Below are 21,518 nucleotides of genomic sequence, written 5' to 3'. Positions count from 1 at the left end.
GTGCAGGACCCCGACATGTGGGAGAGCGACCGACGGCAGGGCTGGTTCGAGCCGTCCGCGGCGCCGCGCCACCCGCTGCCCGGAGGGGTCGGTGAGCACCGCCTGACCCACCTGGTGCTCGTCGACGGCCGCCTGGTCGACGCCTGGAGCGAGCCGGTGGAGCACACCGACTGGGAGCACGTCGCGCGGCGGCACGACCAGGAGCGGCGGCCCCTGCCGCCACCGCCTCCCCCACCCCCGCCGGCGCACGAGCAGGTGCAGGCCTGGCTGGAGCGGGTCTGCGGGGGGCGCGAGGCCCTGGAGGCCCTCGACGACCTCCCGCTGGACGACGACGGCACCGACCTGCCCGACACCCTCGAGGACCTGCCCCTCCGGCGCCGCGCCGAGGGAGTCGGGGAGCTCCTCGACGCCGTGGCCGCCGCGCACCTCGACGTCGAGTCGTCCTACGCCCTGCGACGGGCCCTGGTGGCGCTGAGCGTCCTGGAGCCGGAGGTCGTCACGGGCGCGCGGTCGGCCGCGCACCTCGCCGGGGGGCTGTGCTGGGCCGTGGGCCGGGCCAACGGGTGGTTCCACCCCCACGGGTCGCTGCGCCTGACGATGGTCCAGGACGCCCTCGCCCTGCCCGGCTCGCCCGCTGCGGTCGGCGGGCTGGTCCGGCGGGCCCTCGTGGGCCTGCGGTGGGGCGACCTGGAGGGTCGCGAACGACCGCGGGAGGCGCCCGACCTGCTGCCGCTGGGCAGGCCCGACCTGCTCACGGCCGCGACCCGGGTCCGTCTGACGCGGCTGCGCGAGCGGGCTCGCGAGGCGCGCGAGGCCGCCTGACCGGGCGCTCAGGCGACCAGGAACCCCTCGCGGACGAGCTCGGCGACCACGGGGAGGTACTGCGCGCGCAGGTCGGCCGCGTCGCGGTCGAGCAGGTCGGCGACCGCGTCGAGGATCTGGCCGATGCTCAGCTCGCCGTCGCAGGCTCCCGCCAGGGCGGCCTCGACGGTGTCGACCTTCCGCGCGCGACGCAGCCCGCGCTGCTGGCGCAGCACGATGGTCTCGGGATCCTCCGCGCCCGGCGCGCCGACGGTCTCCTGGAGCACGTCGACGCGCAGCACGAGTCGGCTGCCGGCCTCGACGACGACGTCGGCGGCCCGGCCCCAGTCGCGCACGGCGGGCGCCACCGGCTGCTCGACCTCGTAGGGCCAGTCCAGCAGCGTCCGCGCGGCGGTGTCCGGCGCGGCCGACGCCCCGCGGCGCAGGTTGATCCAGCCGAAGCCGACGGCCTCGACCCCCTGCTCGTCGAACCACGACAGCCAGGTGTCGTAACGACGCCGGTAGTCCTCGGCGCTCGCCCCGCCGGTGCTCGGGTGCTGCCCGGCGTCCTTGAGCCACAGCTCGACGTAGGCCGCGGGGTCGAGGACCTCGCGCTGCACCACCAGCGCGTCGCAGTCGTCGGCCACCCAGCCGGCGAGGCGCTCGTCCCACGGCGTGTCGCGGGCGATGACCCAGTTGGCCAGCACCTGGCACCAGCCGCCCTCGGTGAGGTGGTCGGGGGCGGCCCGCACGATGTCCTCCACCACCCGGTCACCGGGCAGACCGGAGTCGCGGTAGACCAGCCGCTCGCCGGTGGCGGGGCTGATGACGAAGGGCGGGTTGGTGGCGATCAGGTCGAAGCGCTCCCCCGCGACGGGCTCGAAGAAGGACCCGTCGCGCACGTCGACGCGGTCGGCGACGTCGTTGAGCGCGGCGTTGAAGCGGGTCAGGCGCAGGGCCTTGGCGTTGACGTCGGTGGCGACGACGCGGCCGCTGTGGCGCGCGAGGTGCAGCGCCTGCACCCCGCACCCGGTGCCGAGGTCGAGGCTGCGGTCGACCTCCTCGCGCAGGGTGAGCTGGGCCAGGGAGGTCGAGGCCGGGCTGATCCCGAGCACGTGGTCGCCGCCGACGCGCTGCGGCAGGCCGTCGAGACCCGGCGTGAGGTCGCTGACGACCCACAGGTGCGCGGTCTCGTCGGCGTGGTCGGTGGCGTAGGGGCGCACGTCGAGGCGCGCCGCGACCTCGCCCACCGACTGCTCGACCAGACCCTGCGCCGCCATCGCGTCGAGCAGCCCCGGCAGCGCGCGCTCCGCGGCGTCGCGCGAGACGGCGGTCTGGAGCAGGAAGAGGCGCACCAGGGTCGCCAGCGGCGAGCCGTCGCCCGTCGCGAGCAGCCCCGGGGTCGTCTCGTTGCGGGCCAGGGCGTCGTGGGCCTGGCGACCCAGCAGGCCGGCCACGGCGTCGTAGGTGAAGTCGGCCCTGACGAGGGCCTCGCGCAGGAGGTGGGGAAGGTCGCTCACGCAGGCGAGCGTAGGCCCCGACGAGAGCGACCCGCCCGGTCGGGGACCGGGCGGGTCGGTGCTCACAGATCGCGCTGGACGGTGGGCGTCGGGTCGACGTAGCCGTCGGTCGGGGGCGGCGGTGGCGCGCTCGGCGGCGCCGGCTCGTCGCCCATCGCGGTCTCGCGCTGCTTGGAGATGTAGACCGCGACCGCGATGACGACGACGGCGGCGACCGCGATGGCGACGCGCAGGACGTCGTTCTGGTCCTTGCCCACGCTGAGGGAGACCACCGCGCTGGCGATGAGCAGGGAGACGAGGTTCATCACCTTGATCAGCGGGTTGATCGCCGGGCCGGCGGTGTCCTTGAAGGGGTCGCCGACGGTGTCGCCGATGACGGTGGCGGCGTGGGCCTCGGAGCCCTTGCCGCCGTGGTGGCCGTCCTCGACCAGCTTCTTGGCGTTGTCCCAGGCCCCGCCGGCGTTGGCCAGGAAGACCGCCATCAGCGTGCCCGTGCCGATGGCGCCCGCGAGGAAGCCGGCCAGGGCGGTCGCGCCCAGCCCGAAGCCGACGGCGATCGGGGCCAGCACCGCGAGGATGCCCGGTGTGACGAGCTCGCGCAGGGAGTCCTTGGTGACGATGTCGACGACCTTGCCGTACTCCGGGCGTCCGGTGCCCTCCATGATCCCGGGGATGTCGCGGAACTGGCGGCGCACCTCGTAGACGACCGCGCCGGCCGCACGGGCGACCGCGTTGATGGCCAGGCCGGAGAAGAGGAAGACCACCGCGGCGCCGAGCAGCACACCGACGAGGACGGCGGGGTTGAAGACGCTGAAGTCGAGGAGGTTGGCCTCCTCCAGGCTCGGGTCGGCGTCGGCCAGGGACTCGAAGACCGAGGTGGCGTAGGACCCGAAGAGCGCGGTCGCGGCGAGCACGGCCGTGGCGATCGCGATGCCCTTGGTGATGGCCTTCGTGGTGTTGCCGACCGCGTCGAGCTCGGTGAGGATCTGCGCCCCCTCCTCGCTGACGTCGCCGGACATCTCCGCGATGCCCTGGGCGTTGTCGGAGACCGGGCCGAAGGTGTCCATGGCGACGATGACGCCGACCGTGGTCAGCAGGCCCGTGCCGGCCAGCGCCACCGCGAAGAGCGACACCGTGAGCGCGGCTCCGCCGAGCAGGTAGGCCCCGAAGACCGCCGCCCCGATGACCAGCGTGGTGTAGACGGCCGACTCGAAGCCGACCGAGAGGCCCGAGAGGATGACGGTGGCCGCGCCCGTGAGGGAGGTCTTGCCGACGTCCTTGACCGGGCGGAACTCGGTGCCGGTGTAGTAGCCGGTGAGGGCCAGGATGCCGGCCGACATCACGATGCCGATGACGACGGCGGCCGAGGCGATGAAGCGCGGGTCGCCGTCGGCCTGGGCCAGGTCGGGGGCGATGTTGGCGAACTCCGCGAAGCTGCCGGGCAGGTAGACGTAGGAGAGCAGCACGCTGGCCACGGCGGCGATGCCCGAGGAGAGGTAGAAGGACCGGTTGATGGTGGTGAGGCCGTTCTCGCCGGCCTTGGGGCGGGTGAGGTAGACCCCCGCCACCGCGGTGAGGGCCCCGATGGCCGGGATGAGCAGCGGGTAGACCAGCCCCTGGTCGCCGAAGGCCTGCGAGCCCAGGATGAGGGCCGCCACGAGCGTCACGGCGTAGGACTCGAAGAGGTCGGCGGCCATGCCGGCGCAGTCGCCCACGTTGTCGCCGACGTTGTCGGCGATGGTGGCGGCGTTGCGCGGGTCGTCCTCGGGGATGTTGTTCTCGACCTTGCCCACCAGGTCGGCGCCGACGTCGGCGGCCTTGGTGAAGATGCCGCCGCCCACGCGCATGAACATCGCGAGCAGGGCGGCCCCGAAGCCGAAGCCCTCCAGCACGTCGGGGGCCTCGTCCTGGAAGAAGAGCACCACCAGGCTCGCGCCCAGCAGGCCCAGGCCGACGGTCAGCATGCCGACCATGGCCCCGGTGCGCAGCCCGATCGTCATCGCCGGCTCGCGGCCCGAGGTCTCGGCCGCGGCGGCGACGCGCAGGTTGGCCCGCACCGCGAGGTTCATGCCCAGGTAGCCGACGGTGGCGGAGAAGCCGGCTCCCACGACGAAGAAGACCGAGCGGAAGATCCGCACCACCGTGTCGTCCGCGGGCAGCAGCAGCAGGGCGAAGAAGGCGACGGCGGCGAAGATCGCCAACGTCCGGAACTGTCGGGTGAGGTAGGCGTTGGCGCCCTCCTGCACGGCTTGGGCGATGGTCTGCATGCTGGCGGTGCCCTCACCGGCGGCGAGGACCTCCCGGCGGAACATCGCCGCCATCGCCAGCGCACCGAGCGCGACGAGGGCGACGATGACGACCAGGACGAGGTTGCCGCCGGAGAGCTCCACGACCAAGGGTCGGATCCCCGTCATCTGATTCCTCCTACGTGCTGGGTGAGCGAGCGGTGGAGTGAACGATCAGGCGCAGGAACGTGATCTGCGTCTCACGGACGAGCCGGAGTCTACGCACGCCGACGCCCTTCACGGCACGACTGTGTGTCGTGGGTCACACGTGTCGGCCCGGGGCGCGGGTCGCGGCCGGGCCCGACGGTGGTCGGGTCCGGTGCTCCTCAGCGAGGAGGGGGAGGGGCCGGCGGTCGGTCCTGAGGACCGGTCAGCTGGCGGCCAGCGCGTCGTCGGCGCTGTCGTGGATCATGAAGACCTTGGCCAGCCCGGTGATCCGGAAGATCTTCAGCAGACGGTCCTGGGTGCACACGAGGTGCAGCGACCCGTCGTGGGCCCGGACCTTCTTCAGCCCGCCGACGAGCACGCCGAGGCCCGTGGAGTCGAGGAACTCGACGGCCTCCATGTCGACCACGAGGTCGTAGGTGCCGGCGGCGACCAGCTCGGTGATCTTGTCGCGCAGCTTGGGGGCGGTGTAGACGTCGATCTCGCCACCGACGGCAACGATGGTCTTCCCATCGACGTCGCGCGTCGCAAGAGTGAGGTCCACGTCTACTCCCATGTCGGCCTGCGGAATCCGTGCCAGTCGATCTGGCGGACCTCGTGAGGGCGGGCGACGCCATGACACTCGGCCAGCCATATGAAACCACGCTCGCGGCCCCGGCGCACAAAAAGGGTAAAGGTCGGACACCCGCGCCGCGCTGCGCCCCGACGCAGCGCCCTGGCCGCTCCCGGACAGTGGCACGAAGGCCCCCGCGCCGGCCGCCAGCGGCCCGCACCGCCCGGCCCTGCGGGGCTGTCGGTGGACCCTGGGACACTCGGATCCATGACCGCCGCCCTCCCCCTGCGCCCACGAGCCGGTCTGGTCGACCGCCTCGCCGCGGTGCCGGGCCGCGAGGACCGCCTGACCCACGTCGAGGAGCTCGCCGCGCGCGATCCGCGCCACGCCCCGTGGCCGACCTGGGTCGCGTCCGACGTGCGGGGCGCGCTCGAGGCCCGCGGGGTCGAGCGGCTGTGGAGCCACCAGGTCGAGGCCGCCGAGGCGGTGCGGGCCGGGCAGCACGTGGTGGTCGCCACCGGCACGGCGTCGGGCAAGTCGCTGGCCTACCAGCTGCCGGCGCTGACCGCGGTGCGCGAGTCGCGGGGCAGCCGGGGACAGCGCGGCGCGGGGGTGCTCTACGTCGCCCCGACCAAGGCGCTCGCCCAGGACCAGCTGACCTCGCTGCGCTCGCTGGGGCTCGACGTGCGCGCCACGACCCACGACGGCGACAGCGGTCGCGACCAGCGCGACTGGGCCCGCGAGCACGGGGAGTACCTCCTCACCAACCCCGACATGCTGCACCGCTCGATGCTCCCGGGCCACGCCCGCTGGGCCGGATTCCTCGGCTCGCTGCGCTACGTCGTGGTCGACGAGTGCCACCACTACCGCGGCGTGTTCGGCGCGCACGTGTCGCACGTGCTGCGCCGGCTGCGACGCGTGTGCGCCCTGCACGGCGCCGACCCGACCTTCGTGCTGGCCTCGGCCACGGTGGCCGACCCGGCGGCCGCCGCCCACCGCCTCACCGGGCTCGACGTGGAGCCGGTCACCGACGACGGGTCGCCGCGGGGTCGGGTGTCGGTGGCGCTGTGGGAGCCGCCGTTGACCTCCCACACCGGCGAGAACGGCGCCCCGGTGCGCCGCGCCGCCTCCTCGGAGGTCGCCGACCTGCTCGCCGACCTGGTGGTCGACGACGTGCGCACGCTGGCCTTCGTGCGGTCGCGACGGGGGTCGGAGCAGGTGGCGATGACCGCGGCCGCCCTGGTCGCCGAGGTCGAGCCGTCCCTGGCCCGCCGGGTCGCGGCCTACCGCGGCGGCTACCTTCCCGAGGAGCGCCGCGCCATCGAGACCGCGCTGCGCGACGGGTCGCTGTGCGGACTGGCCGCCACCAACGCCCTCGAGCTCGGCATCGACGTCAGCGGCCTCGACGCGGTGCTGATGGCCGGCTTCCCCGGCACCCGCGCCGCCCTGTGGCAGCAGGTGGGCCGGGCCGGGCGCGGCGCCCAGGACGCCGTCGGGGTACTCGTCGCCCGCGACGACCCGCTCGACACCTACCTCGTGCACCACCCCGACGCCCTCTTCGGGGCCCCCGTCGAGGCCAGCGTCTTCGACCCGGGCAACCCCTACGTCCTGGCCCCCCACCTGTGCGCCGCCGCCCAGGAGGCTCCGCTCACCGCCGACGAGCTGGACCTCTTCGGCCCCACCACGCGCGGCGTGCTCGACCAGCTGGTCGCCGGCGGGCTGCTGCGTCGCCGCCCCCGCGGCTGGTACTGGACCGACGCGCGCCGCGCGGCCGACCTGGCCGACATCCGCTCCACCGGCGGCGCGCCGGTCTCGCTCGTCGAGGCCAGCACCGGTCGCGTCGTCGGCACGGTCGACGCCTCCAGCGCCCACGGCACGGCCCACCCCGGAGCGGTCTACGTGCACCGCGGCGAGACCTGGCTGGTCGACTCCCTCGACCTCGAGGAGCACGTCGCCGTCATCCACCGCGCCGACCCCGACTACTCCACCTCCGCGCGCGAGGTCACCGACATCTCGATCGTCGCCGAGCGGGGTCACCGCACCTGGGGGCCGTGCCGGCTCAGCGTGGGCGAGGTCGACGTGTCGCAGCAGGTGGTCTCCTTCCTCAAGCGCCGCCAACCCGGGGGCGACGTCGTCGGGGAGGAGCTGCTCGACCTGCCCGAGCGGGCGCTGCGCACCACCGCGGTGTGGTGGACCGTGCCCGCCACGACCCTGGCCGCGGCGGGCCTGGCCGCCGACGACCTGCCCGGGGCCGCCCACGCCGCCGAGCACTGCTCGATCGGCCTGCTGCCGCTCTTCGCGACGTGCGACCGCTGGGACATCGGCGGTGTGTCGACCGCGATGCACCCCGACACCGGCGAGCTGACGGTCTTCGTGCACGACGGCCACCCGGGCGGGGCCGGCTTCGCCGAGCGGGGCTTCCACGCCGCCCGGGCGTGGCTGACCGCGACCCGCGAGACCATCGCGACCTGCGACTGCGCCGACGGCTGCCCCTCCTGCGTGCAGTCGCCCAAGTGCGGCAACCAGAACAACCCGCTCGACAAGGCCGCCGCGGGCCGGCTGCTCGACCTGCTGCTCACCGGCGCCGACCCCGACGGGTCCGCCGCCGGGGCCTGAGACCGGCCACGACCGCAGCGCCCGCGTCAGGCCGGGCCCGCGCGGGCGACACCCACGGGGTCGGCGGACCGGCCCAGCCACCGCGGCCCGCGCACCAGCGCCTCGACCTCCACCTCGGAGCCCGTGACCGTGCACCGCACGGCCTCGGCGCCGTTGTCGCCCGCCACCCGGGCGGCCGCGGAGCAGGCGTCCGCGGCCTGCTGCAGGGCGCCGGCCCCGGCGAGCGCAGCGAGGTCGGCGGCGGCCTGGGCCGAGCGGTGCGCGGCGAACACCGCCCCCACCGTGCCCAGCGCCGCCGCCACCAGGAGCAGCACCCCGAGCAGGGCGACGCCGAGCACCGTGGCCGCACCGCGCTGACCGCGCTCCCCCCGCTCCCCCCGCTCGGGCGCGGCCGGCCCGCCGGCGGGCCTCGTGACCGGGACGGTCACACGCCCACCTCCACCGCGGCGACCGCATCGGCGGCCACCTCCGCACCCGGCAGCGACCCGACGACTCCCCCCGGGCCGTCGAGTCGCGCGGTGACGGTGACGATGACGGTGTCACCCGAGCGGACCACCGAGACGGTGGCGCCGCTCGGAGCCACCCGGCGCGCCGCTGCCACCGCGGCCGCCTCGCCGTCGCCCCGCGCCGCCACCCGCGCCCCCTCCCGGGCCGCGTCGACCACGCGGACCTGGCCCAGCACCAGCGAGAGCACCCACACGAGGGCCGCGGTCACGGCCACCATGGCCGGCAGGACCATCGCGGCCTCGGCGGTCACGGCGCCGCGCTCGCCGCGTCGGGGCGACGGCTCCTGGCTCATCCGATGCCCAGCAGCCCGAGCACGTGGTCGAAGAGCCGGGTGAGCAGCTGGTCGCCGAAGCCACCGGTCAGCATCTTGTAGAGCAGCCCGGCCAGGCCGGCGCCCGCAGCGGTGCCGACGGCGTACTCCGCGGTGGTGATGCCCGCCTCGGGGGCCGTAGCGCGGGTGTCGGCCGGGGATCCCGCCGGGGACGCTGCCGGGGACGCTGCCGGGGACGCTGCCGGGGACGCTGACAGGGACGCGGGAGCCGGACGGGTGCCGGGCACGGCGTAGAGCGCCGGCCGACGACGGCGGCCGGTCCGCGAGACCGGCCACGGGCCGGGGCGGTCGACGCCCGGACGCGCCAGGCGGAGGGCCCGGGGCGGGCGAGGCGCCGGGGCGGGGGTGCCAGAGGCAGTGGCGTTGCCGGCGGCGTTGCCGGCGGCGGTGCCGACTGCGGTGCCGGCTGCGTTGCCGGCTGCGGTGCCGGCTGCGGTGCTGGCGGCGGTGTCGGGGCCGGGGACGGGGCCGACAGGGGCCGTGTGGTGCTCGGCGGTCGTGGTCATCTCTCTCCTCGCGTCGTGGCGCCGCGGGCGCGGCGCCGTGTCTCGACCCTGGCGCCGCCGAGGCCTGGCGGTGCGGCCCGCGGGCGAGCCTGTGGAGGGCCCGGCCACAGGGTGGGCGTGTGCACGGTTGGTGGTCAGGTCGCTCACCACGCGAGGCTCTCGAGCAGGCCCGCGACCACCGGCACGATCCCGACGAGGAGGAAGGCCGGCAGCAGGCACAGCCCCAGCGGGGCAGCCGCCCGGACGCCGACGGCCCGGGCGCGGTCCTCCACGTCGGCCCGGGCGGAGCGCGCCAGCTCCTCCGCGAGCCGCTCGACGGCGGCGACCACCGGGGCGCCCGTCTCGTGGGCCCGGCCCAGGGCCCGGCCCAGAGGGGCCAGGTCGGCGTCGGCGGTGACGAGGCGCCAGACCTCGCCCGGGTCGAGGCCCAGGCGCAGGCGGTGCACCGCCGGCTCCAGACGCTCGGCGGCGGGCCCCGGGAGCGCAGCGGTCGCGAGCTCCACGGCGGCCCCCGGAGAGGCCCCGGCCCCCAGCGCGGAGCCCACGAGCGCCACGAGGTGGGGCAGCTCGCGCCTCACCGCCTCGCGCTCGCGTCGGGCGGGCGCCGGCTCGGCGCGCCCGATGCCGACCCACACCGCCGCGCCCACGGCCGGGGCCAGCACCGCGCCGGCCGTGCCGGACACGAAGGCCCAGGCCCCGACGGCGCCGAGGAGCGACCAGAGCAGACGGTGACGGTGCAGCCAGCCCACGCCCGACGCGCCGCCGGCGGCCGCAGCGGTCCCCGCGGGGCCGCCCCACGCGTCGCCGGGGCACGGGTCGGGAGGCCGCGCCGGGCTCGGCAGCAGCAGCGCCACCGCCGCCGCTGCGGCGAGGGCCGCGAGGAGCCCGGGCGTCACCGGCCCTGCTCCACCGACCGGGCGATGGCCTCGACCCAGGCCACACCCGCCAGGGCGCAGGTCACGCCGGCGGCCAGGCAGGCCAGGCCGACCGGCTCGCCGAGCAGGAAGCCCCAGGGGTCGCCGCCGGCACCCGACCCCATGGCGAGCGCGAGGAGCGGCAGTGCGGCGACGAGCTTGACGGTGGCCCGCACCGAGGCGAGCTCGCCGCGGACCACCCGCTCGGTGGAGCGCACGGCGCGCAGGTCGACCGCGACCCGGTCGACCGCGGCGGCCAGACCCACACCGGTGCGGTGGGCGACCTGCCACGCCGCGGCCAGCAGGCGCAGGTCACCGGCGCCCGGCTGCCGCGCGACCGTGCGCCACGCCTCGGCGACGTCGGTGCCCAGGCGCAGGCTCTCGGCGACCGGGGAGAGGGCCGCCCACTCCTGGGCGGCGTGGCCGAGGGCCAGCACCGGCGGCCGCCCGGCCGCGAGCTCGGCGGCGAGCCGCTCGCACGTCTCCAGGACCCGGGTGGAGGTGCGGTGCGCCTCGCGGGCGGCGCGACGGGCGGCCCAGAGCCGGGCCGTGGCGCCCGCGGCGCCGGCGAGCACCACGGCCAGCGCGACGGCCTCGGGCCCGAGCGAGGCGGCGAGGAGGAGCAGTGCCACGACGCCGACCCCGGTCGGCACGACCCGCCCGGGCGTCGCCCGCCCCGCCCCGCCCCGCGCGGTCGCGACCCGGGGCCGCGGAGGCAGCAGGAGGGCGACGGCGAGCGCGGCGGACACGGCGGCGAGGCACGCCACCGCGGCCGCCGGCGCACCGTGCGCCACCCAGGTGGCGGGGCCGGAGCTCGTCACGGCCGCGACCCGGGCGCCGATCCCGCGGCGGGGTCGGCGTCGGGGTCGGCGAGCAGGGCGGCGAGACGGTCGGCCGCAGGACCCTCCACCAGGTCGCGGTCGCCGTGCGGCGCAGGTGGCCCCAGCCGGGCCGCGACCTGCATCCGCACGATGCCGTCGGCGCCGCGGTCGGGCACCGCCACCTCGACCAGCCGGCGCACCCCGTCGCCGCCGCGGCGCAGGTGGAGGACCAGGTCGATGCCCGAGGCCAGCTGGCTGTGGGCCGCCGCCCGGCCGAGCCCGGCCGCGAGGGCCAGCGCCTCGACCCGCGCCGGCACGTCGGTCGCGGAGTTGGCGTGCAGCGTGCCGCAGCCGCCCTCGTGGCCGGTGTTGAGCGCCGCCAGGAGGTCGACGACCTCGGCGCCGCGGACCTCGCCGACCACCAGCCGGTCGGGGCGCATGCGCAGGGCCTGACGGACCAGCTCGCGCACCTCGATGCCGCCGACGCCCTCGATGTTGGGGGTGCGCGCCTCGAGACCCACGACGTGGGGGTGGTCGGGACGCAGCTCGGAGGAGTCCTCGACCACGAGCAGCCGCTCGGCGGGGTCCACGAGGGCCAGCAGGGCGGCCAGGAGCGTGGTCTTGCCCGAGCCGGTGCCGCCGGTGACCAGGAAGGCCCGCCGCGAGGCCACGACGGCGCGCAGCAGGTGCGCGGCGTCGGGGCCGACCGCACCGGCGGCCCGCAGCGCGTCGAGGTCGAGGGCCCGACGGGAGGGCACGCGCAGGGAGATGGTGGTGCCGGGGCGGGCCACCGGGGAGAGGACGGCGTGGAAGCGGGTGCCGTCGAGCAGCCGCAGGTCGGCGCAGGGGCTGGCGTCGTCGAGGCGGCGACCTGCCAGCGCGGCCAGGCGCTGGGCGAGGCGTCGCACGGCCTGGTCGTCGGGGAAGCGCACCCCGGCGGGCTCGAGACCGGCCCCGCGGTCGAGGAACACCTGGTCGGGGCCGTTGACCAGCACGTCGGTGACGCCCGGGACGCGCAGCAGGGGCTCGAGCGGCCCGGCACCGACGACGTCGCGGCGCAGCGCGTCGTGCACGGCGAGGACCGTGGCGTCGCCGACCGGGCGCCCCGTGGCCCGCAGCGCCTGGGCCACGCGGTGCGGGGTCAGCTCGCCGGGCTCGGCGGCCAGCCGCTCGCGCACCGCCTCCACCGTCTCGGCCGGTGGCGCGCCCACCTGCGGGGCCCGGAGCCCGGTCACTCCGGTCGTGCCGGTCATGCCGCGGCCCTCGTCCGCACCGGAGCGGGCACCGCGCCGAGGACCTCCCCCATCGGCCGGGACAGCGGGCTGCGCCGCCCGTGGACCGGCCCCAGGCCCAGGTCGCACCACTCACGCAGCCGGCGCACCTCGGGCACCACGGCGAGCACGGGCAGGCCCGTCGCGCGGGTCACCTCCGACGCCGTCAGGGCCCGGCCCCGCACGACCAGGGCGACCCCGCCGGCCTCGCCCGGCGCACCCCCACCGCCGGCCTCCGCGGCCAACCGGTCGCACAGCCGCGCCGCGGCGGTGACCCCGGGCACGGTGGCGCTCACGACCACCACGACGAGGTCGCTGCGGGCCCTGACCTCGCCGGTGGTGGCGTCGAGGACGCGCGGCAGGTCGACGACGACCGTGTCGTGCCCGCGGCGCGCCGCCGAGACCACCTCGCGCACCGCGCCGGGATCGAGCGACTCGGCCCGGCCGGCGGCCCAGCCGAGCACCCCGAGGCCCGCGCGGCGCGGGAGCGCCTCGCGCAGCGCACGCGAGCTCAGCCGGCCCGTGGTCTCGGCCACGGAGCCCCAGCGGACCCCGGCCGCCCGCTCGAGGCCCAGCACCCGGTCGGCGCCGGGACCCAGCGGGTCGAGGTCGACCACGAGCGACGTGCCGGCCGCGGCCGCCACCTGACCCAGGGCGCAGGCCACCGTCGTGGCGCCCGCCCCACCGGATCCGCCGACCACCGCGATCGTGCGCCCCGGCGAGGCCCGCCCCTCCCCCAGGTCGGTCAGCACCTCGGTGAGCCGCCCCGGGGCGGCACCGACCGGGAGCACCGACTCCGCCCCCAGCTCGAGGGCGGTGCGCAGACCGGCAGGTCCGACGTCGTCGAGGGCGACCACGTGCACCTGCCCCCGCCGGTCGGGCCCGAGCCGGGCCAGCTGCGGCGCGAGGTCGACGCCCACCAGCACGACCGGGGCGGTCGACCAGGCCCGCAGGGCGCCGGCCACGTCGTCGGTCGCGTGGGGCCGGGCGCCCGCCGCGGCCGCGAGCCGGGCGACCTCGTCGAGCAGCAGCGGGTCGCGGGTGAGCAGCAGGGGTGCGTCCATGCCGGCGAGCCTCACCCGCCGTCACGCCGTACGCCGCGTCTGCGGCCACCGCTGTGGACAGGGCCGCGCGCCGGCCGCCCTGGGGACGACTCGTGGTCACCCGTGGCACTCGCCCGCGCGCCGCCCGCGGGGTCCCTATGCTGGAGACATGCCGGGAGCGGCCTTCTTCGACCTCGACAAGACGATCATCGCCAAGTCGAGCGCCATGGCCTTCACCAAGCCCTTCCAGGCCGGGGGCCTGATCTCCCGGCGCGCCGTCGTGCGCTCGGCCTACGGCCAGTTCGTCTACCTGACCGGCGGCGCCGACCACGACCAGATGGAGAAGATGCGGCACTTCATGTCGCAGCTGGTCGCGGGGTGGGACGTCGCCACGGTGCGCGAGATCGTCGCGGAGACCCTCCACACCATCGTCGACCCGCTGGTCTACGAGGAGGCGGTCGGCCTCATCGAGGAGCACCACGCCGCCGGGCGCGACGTCGTCATCGTCTCCACCTCCGGCAGCGAGGTGGTCGAGCCGATCGGGGCCATGCTGGGCGCCGACCTCGTGGTGGCGACCCGGCTGGAGGAGGTCGACGGCCGCTACACCGGCGAGATCGCCTACTACGCCTACGCCGAGGAGAAGGCCGCCGCCATCCGCGCGCTGGCCGCGGAGCGCGGCTACGACCTCGCGGCCAGCTACGCCTACAGCGACTCGGTCACCGACACCGCGATGCTCGAGGCCGTGGGCCACCCGCACGCCGTCAACCCCGACAAGGACCTGCGCCGCATCGCGGTCGCCCGCGACTGGCCCGTGCTCGTCTTCACCCGGCCCGTGGCCCTGCGCTCGCGGCTGCCCGGCGGTCGCTCGACGCTCGCCGCGCTGGCCGTCACCGGCGTCGTCGCGGTGGGCGGCGCGGTCTGGGCCGGCACACGCCGTCGGCGACCTACCGCCGGGTAGGTCTTGTGCTCCAGGTCACACCGGCGTACACATGGAGTCACGAGGCCAGCAGGAGCGGGAAGGCCTCACCGGCCCGGTAGGACGGGGTCGGGACACCTCAACAGAGACGTACACGCGGTCCGGGGTACCCACGCGGCGATCCACCCTTCTTATGGGCGCATGCCAGCGGGACACTCCCGCAGCAGCAGTAGTGATGCACGCCTGGTAGCCGGCGGCTCGCGTGTCAGCGGTGGCACCCAGGTCGATCGATGGCCCGGGTGCCACCTGCATGTCCGGGCCCCGACGGGCACGTCTCGGATCGCCTCGCGGCGCTCCCCCTCAGGTCGCCTCTGGCCGCCTCAGGTCGCCTCAGGTCGCCTCGCGGCGCAGCGGGCTCGCCTCGGCGCCGGCGGCGTAGGCCTCGGCGGCGTAGAGCAGCCAGGAGTGGACGCCGGCCTCGCCGCCGTCGCGGTAGCCGCGCAGGTTGGACTCGTAGGCCTCGCGCAAGGCGAGGTGGCCGGCCTCGGGCACGACCAGCGACTTCTCGTCGACCCCGCGCGCCACCAGCACCAGCCGCTCGGCCGCCCGCGCCACGACCCCGTTGTGGGAGGCGAAGGGCGCGGAGGTCGCCAGGTCGGCGTGCACCACCGCGGCCACGACGAGCGCCGGGGCCGCGGTCTCGGCGGTGAGCAGCGTCGCCAGCGCCCGCAGCCGCTCGGCGGCCGCGGCGTCGCGCGGGCGGCCCCGCTCGTCCTCGGGCAGCGAGCCGGCGGAGGCCAGCGCGTGCACCCGGGCCAGGGCCTGCAGCGGCGCGCGGCCCAGCGCGGGCACGAGCGCGAGCAGCTCGGAGGAGACCCGCACCGCGTCGGCGGCCACCGCGTCGCCCTCCCCCGCACGCACCTCGGCGAGCGAGGAGCCCGAGCCCTCCAGCACCGCGCTGGCGTGGGCGCCGCGCAGCAGCGACTCCGCCGTCGTCTCCGGGGACGTACGCCGCAGCCCGCGGTCGCGCAGCATCACGTCGATGCCGTCGCGGGCGGCGACGAACGCGCTCGGCACGCCCTCGAGCGAGGTCAGCCAGGCCAGCGGGTCGTCGGTCACGGGCGCGAGGCTACCGGCCCGCGCGTGCCCGCCCGCGCCGCAGGGTACGGCGGCGGGGGCCACCAGGGGCCGGCAGGGGATATCGTCGCTGCGATGGCCGACCACCCCGCAGCCCCGCACCCGGACCGCACGCCCGCCCGGGCCTTCGGCACGGTCGCCGACGCCTACGACCGCGGCCGGCCCGGCTACCCCCGCGAGGCCGCCGCGTGGCTCACCGACCTGGGGGCCGGCGACCCGGTGACCGTGCTCGAGGTCGGCGCCGGCACCGGCAAGCTCACCGAGCAGCTGGTCGCGCTCGGTCACGACGTACTGGCCACCGACCCCGACCCGGAGATGCTCGCCGTGCTGGGACGGCGCCTGCCCGACGTGCGCACCGCCGTCGCCCCGGCCGAGGACCTCCCCCTGCCCGACGCCTCGGTCGACGTCGTGGTGTGCGCCCAGGCCTTCCACTGGCTCGACCCCGACGTCGCCCTGCCCGAGATCGCCCGGGTGCTGCGCCCCGGCGGCCACCTGGCCCTGGTGTGGAACGAGCGCGACGAGCGCATCCCGTGGGTGCGCCGGCTGGGCCGCCTGCTCGGCGGCGGGCAGCGCGGGGAGTCCCACCGGGCGCTCGTGCACTCCCCGCTCTTCGGCTTCGTCGAGGACCGCGCCTTCCGCTCCTGGCAGACCCTCAACCGCAGCACGGTGCAGGACCTCGCCCTCTCCCGCTCCCACGTCGCCACCCGCGACGACGCCGGGCGCGAGGAGCTGCGCGCGCAGGTGCTCGCCTTCTACGACGACTACGGCCGCGGCATGGACGGCATGCAGCTGCCCTACGTCGTGCAGTGCTTCCGCGCCGGCGTCCTCGAGCGCCGGGTCGTCGTCGCCGACGAGCCCGCCCACGCCGCGTCCCCGACCGGCGACCACGGCACCGGCGGCACCGGCGGCCCCGACGGCGCCGTCGGCGGGCCCGCCGAGCCCGACGCCACCCACCACGCCACCGCCGACGCCACCCCCGACGCCACGGGGAGCCACCTCGTGGTCACCACCGGGAGCTTCCCGGCCGTGACCGACGTGACCAAGGCGCCCGACTCGGCCGTCACGGTCGACGAGGACACCGTGCTCCTCTTCGACTTCCGGTGAGGCTGCGACGCCGGCGCCACCTCGGCACCGACGCCGACCGCACGACCTTCCGCACCCTGCACACCGCGTCGCTGGCCGGGCCCGCCCTGCGCGAGGGTCTCCACCGCGCCAGCGCCGAGCGCAGCATCCGCCACCTGCACGCCCTGCTCGGCGCGCCCGCCCTCGCGCTCACCGACTCCGCCGTCCCCGCCGAGGTCCTGGCCTGGGAGGGCAGCGGCGCCCACCACCAGGGCCAGCTGCCGGCCCTGGTGGCCGAGACCGTCGAGCGGGGCGCCACCCGGGTCTTCGAGCGCTCCGACCTGCCCTGCGACCAGCCCGGCTGCCCGGTGCGCAACGCGGTGGTCAGCCCGCTGCTGGTCGAGGAGCGGGTGGTCGGCACGCTGGCGACGTTCACGGCGTACCCCACCGCCGGGCTGGCCCGGGCCACCGACGAGGTCGCCCGCTGGGTCTCGGGGCAGCTGGAGCTGGCCGAGCTCGACGCCTCGCGCACCCGGCTGATGGAGGCCGAGGTGCGCGCGCTGCGGGCCCAGATCAGCCCCCACTTCATCTACAACTCCCTCGGTGCGATCGCCAGCTTCGTGCGCACCGACCCCGACCGGGCGCGCGAGCTGCTGCTGGAGTTCGCCGACTTCACCCGCTACTCCTTCCGCCGCCACGGGGAGTTCACGACGCTGGCCGAGGAGCTGCGCTCGGTCGAGCGCTACCTGCTGCTCGAGCAGGCCCGCTTCGGCGACCGGCTGCGCGTGACCCTGCGCATCGCGCCCGAGGTGCTGCCGGTGGCCGTGCCCTTCCTGTGCATCCAGCCGCTGGTCGAGAACGCCGTGCGTCACGGCCTCGAGGGCCGCGAGGGCGGCGGCCACATCAGCATCGTGGCCCTCGACCGCGGCCAGGAGTGCGTCATCGAGGTGGAGGACGACGGCGTCGGCGAGGACCCCGCCCGGGTGCGACGGGCGCTGGCCGGCGACGGCAGCCTCGACTCGGTGGGCCTGGGCAACGTCGACGGCCGGCTGCGCGCGGTCTACGGCGACGACCACGGCCTGGTCGTCGAGACCGCCGCCGGCGCCGGCACCAAGGTCACCGTGCGGGTGCCGAAGTTCGCCCCCGGGGTGCACGTCCGGTGACCGGCCAGGTCACGGGCCAGGGCACCGCCCCGGTGCTGGCACGGGTGCTGGTGGTCGACGACGAGCGGCCCGCGCTCGACGAGCTGCGCTACCTCCTCGAGCGCGACCCCCGCGTCGGGGAGGTGCTGACCCGCGACTCCGCCACCGCCGGGCTGAAGGTGCTGCAGGAGACCGAGGTCGACGCGGTCTTCCTCGACATCCAGATGCCCGGCCTCACCGGCCTGGAGCTCGCGCAGGTGCTCGGCCGCTTCCGCACCCCACCGCCCGTCGTCTTCGTCACCGCCCACGAGGCCCACGCCGTCGACGCCTTCGACCTGCGCGCGGTCGACTACGTGCTCAAGCCCGTGCGCGCCGAGCGCCTCGCCGAGGCCGTGCGCCGCGTCGTGGACGGCGCCGACCGCACCGGGGCCGTCGCCGACCTGCAGGTGCCGGTCGAGCTGGGCGGGGTCACCCGCTTCGTGGCCCGCTCCGAGATCACCCACGTCGAGGCCCAGGGCGACTACGCACGCCTGCACACCACCGCGGGCGGCTCCCACCTCGTGCGGACCCCGCTGTCGACGCTGGAGGAGGAGTGGGCCGAGGCCGGCTTCGTGCGCATCCACCGCTCGCTGCTGGTGGCGCTGGCCCACGTGGCCGAGGTCCGCACCGAGGCCGGCCGCTGCACCGTGCGGGTCGGCCCCGCCGACGGTGGCGCCGAGGGTCCCGAGCTGGTGGTCAGCCGGCGCCACACCCGCGAGCTGCGCGACCTGCTGCTGCGACGGGCCGGCTCGTGAGCGAGGCCCGCCCGCCGCGGGTGCGGGTCACCGGGCCGCCGCGGCGGCGTACGACGGGCGGGGCGGAGCGCGCCCGCCGCGACCCCGGGCCCGACGAGCGGCTGGCCGGGCTCTACCTCCGCTCGCTGCTGCGAGAGCAGCTGTGGCTGGCCGCGCGCACCCTGCTGGTGCTCGTCGGGGTGCTTGGGTCGCTGCCGCTGCTCTTCCACCTGGCGCCCTCGCTGGGCCACCGCAGCTGGCTGGGCGTGCCCCTGCCGTGGCTGCTGCTCGGCGTGGCGGCCTACCCGTTCCTCGTGGGGCTCGCCTGGCTCTACGTGCGCCGCGCCGAGCGCAACGAGGTGGCCTACGGCGACCTCGTGCGCGGCACCGCGCCGCCCGACCCGACCCGGGACGGGCCCGAGGGGGGCCCGCGGTGAACGCCGCACCCGGCATCGTCGCGATCGTCCTGGTGACGGTGGCGACCCTGGCCATCGGCACCTGGGGGCTGCGCTTCTCCCGCACGACCAGCGACTTCTTCGTGGCCTCGCGCACGGTGCGCCCGGGGCTCAACGCCTCGGCCATCGGCGGGGAGTACCTCTCGGCCGCCTCCTTCCTCGGCGTGGCCGGGCTGCTGCTGACCTTCGGCGCCGACATGCTCTGGTACCCCGTCGGCTGGACCGCGGGCTACCTCGTGCTGCTCGTGCTCGTTGCCGCCCCCCTGCGCCGCTCGGGGGCCTACACGCTGCCCGACTTCGCCGAGGCCCGGCTCGGCTCGCGACGGGTGCGCTCGACCTGCTCGCTGCTGGTGGTGGTGATCGGCTGGCTCTACCTGCTGCCGCAGTTCCAGGGCGCCGGGCTCACGCTGACCTCCGCGGTCGGCGCCCCGGGCTGGGTGGGCCCGGTCATCGTCGGCGCGGTCGTGCTGGTCAACGTCTCCTCGGGCGGCATGCGCTCGATCACCTTCGTGCAGGCCTTCCAGTACTGGCTCAAGCTCACCGCCCTGCTCGTGCCCGCGGCCGTGCTCGTCGTGGTGTGGCTCGGTGACGGCCGGCCCACGGGCGGCTCCTCCGGCGGTGCCGCCGGGGCGGACGCCGGGGCGGGCCCGGCCTTCCCCGACCTGGTGTCGTGGTCGCAGCCGCTGGCCGAGGGCGGCGGGCAGGGCCTCTACGTCACCTACTCCCTCATCGTGGCCACCTTCCTCGGCACGATGGGCCTGCCCCACGTGGTGGTGCGCTTCTACACCAACCCCGACGGCCGGGCCGCGCGCCGCACGACGCTGGTCGTGCTCGTGCTGCTCAGCGCCTTCTACCTCGTCCCGCCCGTGTACGGCGCCCTGGGCCGGGCCTACGCCCCGGCGCTGGCCGCCGCGGGCCGCTCCGACGCGCTGGTGCTCGAGCTGCCGCGGATCGTGCTGCCGGGCCTCGGCGGCGACGTGCTGACCGGCCTGGTGGTGGCGGGGGCGTTCGCGGCCTTCCTGTCCACCTCGTCGGGGCTGTCGATCGCGGTGGCCGGCGTGCTCAGCCAGGACGTCACCGGACGGGCCTGGGGCGGGCGCCGCCTCGACGGGGTCACCGCCTTCCGGGTGGCGGCCGTCGTCGCCGTCACCGTGCCCTGCGCCGTGGCCCTGCTCGGCCCCGAGGTCGGCGTCGCCTCCACCGTGGGCCTGGCCTTCGCGGTGGCCGCCTCGACCTTCTGCCCGCTGCTCGTGCTCGGCATCTGGTGGCCCGGCCTCACCGCCGCGGGCGCGGTCGCCGGTCTGGTGGTCGGCGGCCTCGGCTCCGGTACCGCCGCGCTGGTGACGCTGCTCGTCGATGTCGACCCCGGCTGGCGGGCGGTGCTGCTCGAGCAGCCGGCCGCCTGGTCGGTGCCGCTGGCGGTGGGCGTCATGGTCGGCACCAGCCTGCTCACCCGGGCCTCGCGCCCCGCCCACGCCGGCGCCTTCCTCGTGCGGCTGCACACGCCCGAGGAGTCGGCGTACCCCCGGGGCTGAGGGGGTCGGGCTAGGCGGGCTGCTCGATGCGGGCCAGGGCACGGGCGCGCCGGGCCACCAGCTCGACGAGCCGCGGGTGGGGCCCGATGACGTCGGCGACCATCGCGGCTCCGGCCTCGCGGCACTCCCGGGCGGCCCGGTCGGCGAAGAACCCCGGTGAGAGCAGGTACGGCGACACCACGTCGCCGGGCCGCACGACCTCGGCCGGGCGACGGCCCAGCGCGGTGAGGGTGGCGACCTCGACCTCCACGGGCGAGGTCGCCCCGGCCGCGCCGGCCGCCTCGGACCAGGCCTCGCCGAGCAGCTCGGCGGCCCGGGTCAGGTCGCGGGTGGCCAGCGGGTCCGAGGAGCCCGCGGCGACGAGCACGAGCCGCCCGACCTGCCGCTCCTCCGGCCGCGCGCCCGCCTCACGCAGCCGCTCCAGCTGCGCGGCCGCGACCAGCCGGTGCGGGCCGAAGGGGCGACCGAGCACCAGCGGACCGCCGGCGGCGCGGGCCATGCGGGGCAGGTCCTGGCGCAGGTGGAAGCCGGTCGACAGCAGCAGCGGCACGACCAGCGTCGGGGTGGCCGAGGCCGCCACGACGTCCTCGAAGAGCGGCTCGCACAGCTCGACGTAGGAGCAGACGGCCTCGAGGCCGAGCTCCTCGCCGGCGGCGTCGGTCAGCAGGCGGGCGATCTCGTTGCCGCCGCCCTTGCGGGTGCCGTGGGCGACGGTCACGAGGCGGGCGTCCATGCCGCTCATGGTGCCACCCGCCTCGCAGCCGGGACGCTCCTGTGGATCGTCGAGTCGTGACCCGTCGGTGTGCGAGCAGTCGGTGGGGGTCTCGGGGGGCGCACCCGGCCCCGGACGGTCGGTCACCACGAGCGCTGCCGACCCGCCACGCGGGACCGCCCCGCGTCGCTGGCCGGCCCGCCCGGGAAGTGGCGGCGAACGACCGGTCGAGGACCGCCGCAGGTGTCGTCTCCCGCCACTTCCTGGCGCGCCCCGTCCACCACCGGCTGCGCGCGACCGCACGATCGATCACCGCGAGCCGCTGCCGACCCGCCACGCGGGACCGCCTCACGTCCCCGGCCGGCCCGGCCGAGAAGTGGCGGCGAACGACCGGTCGAGCACCGCCGCAGGTGTCATCTCCCGCCACTTCCTGGCGCGCCCCGTCCACCACCG

Annotated in this window: 20 protein-coding genes; 8 read left to right on the top strand and 12 right to left on the bottom strand. The window is 76.7% G+C overall.

Annotated features, from left to right (window positions below; translation table 11 throughout):
• On the top strand, positions 1–822 hold the full coding sequence (locus tag ASF50_RS01220; RefSeq protein ID WP_056903232.1) for a hypothetical protein: 822 nt from the start codon (positions 1–3) through the stop codon (positions 820–822).
• Between the two features lie 8 nt (positions 823–830).
• Here the strand turns inward: ASF50_RS01220 and ASF50_RS01215 are convergent, their stop codons facing one another.
• The 3 genes from ASF50_RS01215 to ASF50_RS01205 form a co-directional block, all read right to left on the bottom strand.
• A complete protein-coding gene (locus tag ASF50_RS01215; protein ID WP_056903231.1) occupies positions 831–2,321 on the bottom strand; it encodes a methyltransferase in 1,491 nt (496 codons plus the stop codon).
• Positions 2,322–2,383: 62 nt separating this feature from the next.
• Positions 2,384–4,735 carry a sodium-translocating pyrophosphatase gene (locus tag ASF50_RS01210; RefSeq protein WP_056903230.1) on the bottom strand — a complete coding sequence of 784 codons (2,352 nt, stop codon included), beginning with the start codon at positions 4,733–4,735 and terminating at the stop codon, positions 2,384–2,386.
• A 241-nt stretch (positions 4,736–4,976) separates the two neighbouring features.
• Positions 4,977–5,315 carry an anti-sigma factor antagonist gene (locus tag ASF50_RS01205; RefSeq protein ID WP_056863198.1) on the bottom strand — a complete coding sequence of 113 codons (339 nt, stop codon included), beginning with the start codon at positions 5,313–5,315 and terminating at the stop codon, positions 4,977–4,979.
• Between the two features lie 276 nt (positions 5,316–5,591).
• On the opposite strand from ASF50_RS01205, the gene ASF50_RS01200 reads away from it, so the two are divergent.
• Complete coding sequence (locus tag ASF50_RS01200; protein ID WP_056903229.1) at positions 5,592–7,940, top strand: DEAD/DEAH box helicase; 2,349 nt, start codon at positions 5,592–5,594, stop codon at positions 7,938–7,940.
• Between the two features lie 26 nt (positions 7,941–7,966).
• Here the strand turns inward: ASF50_RS01200 and ASF50_RS01195 are convergent, their stop codons facing one another.
• The 7 genes from ASF50_RS01195 to ssd all read right to left on the bottom strand — a co-directional run bounded on the left by ASF50_RS01195 (position 7,967) and on the right by ssd (position 13,354).
• Positions 7,967–8,368 (bottom strand): Rv3654c family TadE-like protein, encoded by a 402-nt coding sequence (locus ASF50_RS01195; RefSeq protein ID WP_082502635.1) that lies wholly within the window; start codon positions 8,366–8,368, stop codon positions 7,967–7,969.
• Positions 8,365–8,739, bottom strand: coding sequence for a TadE family protein (locus tag ASF50_RS01190; protein WP_056903228.1), 375 nt, complete (start codon positions 8,737–8,739; stop codon positions 8,365–8,367). The genes ASF50_RS01195 and ASF50_RS01190 overlap by 4 nt, the downstream gene beginning before the upstream one ends.
• Positions 8,736–9,284, bottom strand: a complete 549-nt coding sequence (locus ASF50_RS19550) for a DUF4244 domain-containing protein (RefSeq protein WP_056903227.1) — start codon at positions 9,282–9,284, stop codon at positions 8,736–8,738. The genes ASF50_RS01190 and ASF50_RS19550 overlap by 4 nt, the downstream gene beginning before the upstream one ends.
• A gap of 143 nt (positions 9,285–9,427) precedes the next feature.
• On the bottom strand, positions 9,428–10,180 hold the full coding sequence (locus ASF50_RS01180; RefSeq protein ID WP_056863194.1) for a type II secretion system F family protein: 753 nt from the start codon (positions 10,178–10,180) through the stop codon (positions 9,428–9,430).
• Positions 10,177–11,019 (bottom strand): type II secretion system F family protein, encoded by an 843-nt coding sequence (locus ASF50_RS01175; RefSeq protein WP_056903226.1) that lies wholly within the window; start codon positions 11,017–11,019, stop codon positions 10,177–10,179. Before ASF50_RS01175 ends, ASF50_RS01180 begins: the two co-directional genes overlap by 4 nt.
• Positions 11,016–12,272, bottom strand: coding sequence for a TadA family conjugal transfer-associated ATPase (locus ASF50_RS01170; protein WP_056903225.1), 1,257 nt, complete (start codon positions 12,270–12,272; stop codon positions 11,016–11,018). Before ASF50_RS01170 ends, ASF50_RS01175 begins: the two co-directional genes overlap by 4 nt.
• The gene (ssd, locus tag ASF50_RS01165; protein WP_056863191.1) at positions 12,269–13,354 is read right to left on the bottom strand and encodes a septum site-determining protein Ssd; all 1,086 of its coding nucleotides are present in this window, start codon (positions 13,352–13,354) and stop codon (positions 12,269–12,271) included. Before ssd ends, ASF50_RS01170 begins: the two co-directional genes overlap by 4 nt.
• A gap of 148 nt (positions 13,355–13,502) precedes the next feature.
• On the opposite strand from ssd, the gene ASF50_RS01160 reads away from it, so the two are divergent.
• On the top strand, positions 13,503–14,291 hold the full coding sequence (locus ASF50_RS01160) for an HAD family hydrolase (RefSeq protein ID WP_056863190.1): 789 nt from the start codon (positions 13,503–13,505) through the stop codon (positions 14,289–14,291).
• Between the two features lie 348 nt (positions 14,292–14,639).
• Here the strand turns inward: ASF50_RS01160 and ASF50_RS01155 are convergent, their stop codons facing one another.
• Complete coding sequence (locus ASF50_RS01155; RefSeq protein ID WP_056863550.1) at positions 14,640–15,368, bottom strand: hypothetical protein; 729 nt, start codon at positions 15,366–15,368, stop codon at positions 14,640–14,642.
• 93 nt (positions 15,369–15,461) lie between these two features.
• On the opposite strand from ASF50_RS01155, the gene ASF50_RS01150 reads away from it, so the two are divergent.
• From ASF50_RS01150 to ASF50_RS01130, 5 genes are read left to right on the top strand one after another with little or no spacing between them, the layout of a single operon-like run.
• The gene (locus ASF50_RS01150) at positions 15,462–16,490 is read left to right on the top strand and encodes a class I SAM-dependent methyltransferase (protein WP_056903224.1); all 1,029 of its coding nucleotides are present in this window, start codon (positions 15,462–15,464) and stop codon (positions 16,488–16,490) included.
• A complete protein-coding gene (locus ASF50_RS01145; RefSeq protein WP_056903223.1) occupies positions 16,487–17,611 on the top strand; it encodes a sensor histidine kinase in 1,125 nt (374 codons plus the stop codon). Before ASF50_RS01150 ends, ASF50_RS01145 begins: the two co-directional genes overlap by 4 nt.
• Complete coding sequence (locus ASF50_RS01140; protein ID WP_056863187.1) at positions 17,608–18,384, top strand: LytR/AlgR family response regulator transcription factor; 777 nt, start codon at positions 17,608–17,610, stop codon at positions 18,382–18,384. The genes ASF50_RS01145 and ASF50_RS01140 overlap by 4 nt, the downstream gene beginning before the upstream one ends.
• The gene (locus tag ASF50_RS01135; protein WP_056903222.1) at positions 18,381–18,800 is read left to right on the top strand and encodes a hypothetical protein; all 420 of its coding nucleotides are present in this window, start codon (positions 18,381–18,383) and stop codon (positions 18,798–18,800) included. The genes ASF50_RS01140 and ASF50_RS01135 overlap by 4 nt, the downstream gene beginning before the upstream one ends.
• Positions 18,797–20,353, top strand: a complete 1,557-nt coding sequence (locus ASF50_RS01130) for a cation acetate symporter (protein ID WP_056863185.1) — start codon at positions 18,797–18,799, stop codon at positions 20,351–20,353. The genes ASF50_RS01135 and ASF50_RS01130 overlap by 4 nt, the downstream gene beginning before the upstream one ends.
• A 10-nt stretch (positions 20,354–20,363) precedes the next feature.
• Here the strand turns inward: ASF50_RS01130 and ASF50_RS01125 are convergent, their stop codons facing one another.
• Positions 20,364–21,095, bottom strand: a complete 732-nt coding sequence (locus ASF50_RS01125; RefSeq protein WP_082502633.1) for a sirohydrochlorin chelatase — start codon at positions 21,093–21,095, stop codon at positions 20,364–20,366.
• Positions 21,096–21,518 lie beyond the last annotated feature (423 nt).

Origin of the sequence: Nocardioides sp. Leaf307 (assembly GCF_001423135.1) — a bacterium.
Classification (GTDB): domain Bacteria; phylum Actinomycetota; class Actinomycetes; order Propionibacteriales; family Nocardioidaceae; genus Nocardioides; species Nocardioides kribbensis.
This window is presented reverse-complemented; position numbering and strand designations above follow the sequence as displayed.